At 37.3% G+C, this 2156-nt stretch carries 2 protein-coding genes; both read right to left on the bottom strand.

Annotation, left to right across the window (positions count from 1 at the left end):
• Positions 1-235 precede the first annotated feature (235 nt).
• Positions 236-1027, bottom strand: a complete 792-nt coding sequence (locus tag LUA86_RS19165) for a sulfite exporter TauE/SafE family protein (protein WP_231465799.1) — start codon at positions 1025-1027, stop codon at positions 236-238.
• Positions 1028-1095: 68 nt separating this feature from the next.
• Positions 1096-1737: a Crp/Fnr family transcriptional regulator gene (locus LUA86_RS19160; RefSeq protein WP_231465798.1), complete on the bottom strand. Its 642-nt coding sequence runs from the start codon at positions 1735-1737 to the stop codon at positions 1096-1098.
• Positions 1738-2156: the final 419 nt, after the last annotated feature.

Here is a 2156-nt window from a genome sequence, read left to right as displayed (position 1 = left end):
TTTCAAGGGGGTCAATTTGGATCGGCGCAAAGGGGTCTTTTTGCTTTGGCGAACCTTATCAAATTAACTCGGCAAAGGGGGGCTTTTTAAAGTGGCGAAGAGGGGTCAATTTGAAGCGGTTTATCCAATATGTCGTATAATTAGTTAATGTTAGCTTGTAAACTGAAACAAATTTCAGGAACTTTAAGGCTACTAACGGTGACTTCAGTCACTGAACAAATAAAATCCTTGAGCCTTACTGTAGCAGTTCCTTTGTTAGGATAAATCCACCCATAATAAGAACGAACCAGCCAAATCCCTTCTTTAATTTTGATCCATCGAACTTTTTACTTAAAAATATTCCAACAAAGAGTCCGGCCAGCGCTATACCAGTAACTGTAAATAAAAAGAACCATTCAATTTCAAAATGTCCCAAGTCGCCCGTAAAACCTACCAGAGAATTCATTGCAATAATCAGTAAGGATGTTCCTACAGCCTCTTTCATTGGCAAACCTAAAAGAATCACAAGAGTAGGTATAAGTAAGAAGCCACCACCTGCGCCCAAAAGTCCCGTAGCAAAACCAATGCCTACACCATAATAAAGTAATTTCAAAGTATGCCCAGAATATGCACGAGATTTTGTTTCTATGACTGCTTTATCCTTGATCATGGAGAAGGAAGCAACTAGCATGAGTAGCGCAAAAAGCACCATAGTTACCATATTTAAAGTAACTTGAAAGCTACCAATAGAAAACAAGTGTTTAGGTATGATAGGAACTAAGAACTTCCTTATAACAAATACAGTGGTAATTGAAGATAGACCAAATAACAGGGCGATTTTGATGTTGACCAGATTATGCAGGAAGTTTTGATATGCACCCGCCAAACTTGTTGTTCCCACAATAAACAAGGAGTAAGATGTGGCAAGAAGTGGATTAACGCCAAAAAGATATACCATCACGGGGACTGTGAGAATTGACCCACCACCACCAATAAGTCCGAGCGATATACCGATTAATGCAGAAGCTAAATAAGCAATGATTTCCATATTGTAAAGTGTAGTACAAATATGGGTTGTAAAACATGCCAGGATGGTGACTTGAGTCACACTGCAGATTATTTAAGGTATTCGATGTAGCTGCGATGAAGGATAACCTTTTTTTGCTGTTCCATTTTCTTTAGAAGACGGGAAATTACCTCTCTTGAAGAGTTCAGATCATTTGCGATTTGACTATGTGTAAGCATTAGTACCCTCGTATTGAGATCATGATTTTGCTTTTCAAGGTATAATTCTAGTCTTTCGTCCATCGCTTTAAAAGATATATGGTCAATAACAACTAGTAATTCTTCAAATCTTGATCGATAGGTTTCTAAGACAAAGTAGAACCACGTCTTATAAGTTTTCATCAGTTCGTCCATCAGCGTAGTAGGAACTGCCAAGACAGTAGTTTTATCTACTGCACTTGCCTTGATTTCACTGGTTTGTTGCTTTGTAGAGCAAATCATAGAAAGCGCACAAGCACTTCCAGGATGAATGTAGTACATAAAGAACTCACTTCCGTCCTCGCCTTCACGGTATAGCTTTACTAATCCATCGACAACCAACATCGTAAAACGCATATATTGCCCGGTATTCATTAATAGATCCCCTTCATTAAATTCCTTCAAAGTCGCATTTTCGGCAAGTACTTCAATCAATCCAGGCTCAAACTGAGGAAAGGATGCACGTAAATATTGCCTAATTAATTCGTGATTCATAGTGCATGAGTTTTAAATCAAAGCTAAAAATAATATCATCCCATTATTCTGTTTAATATGGTCTTCTATCTTAAGTATGGATACATCAATTAGATAATTTTTCCCGCCGCCTCACATAGCTAGTAAATATGATCACTAATATTCAAATGTGAAGCAAGGCATATGAACAAAATATGTATATCGAAAAATGTTCATCGGAAGTTTGTGTCTCACAAAAGGAAAGTATTCCTCCCCTACTGTATATTTTTGTTTCAGCTGTAAGACGAATTCGCCCAATTACGCCAAAGAGAAAAATGGAATTGCAATAGTACACTAGAGATTTTGTTTCGTCAGATATTTTTTTTTGAGATGCATTTATTTAGATTCCTCTGGATGCAATTTATGCGGCTTTTTTGCTGTTCCTCATCGTTTTTTCAAAC

The sequence above is a fragment of the Pedobacter sp. Leaf132 genome, from assembly GCF_920984695.1.
Taxonomy (GTDB): Bacteria; Bacteroidota; Bacteroidia; order Sphingobacteriales; family Sphingobacteriaceae; genus Pedobacter.
This window is presented reverse-complemented; position numbering and strand designations above follow the sequence as displayed.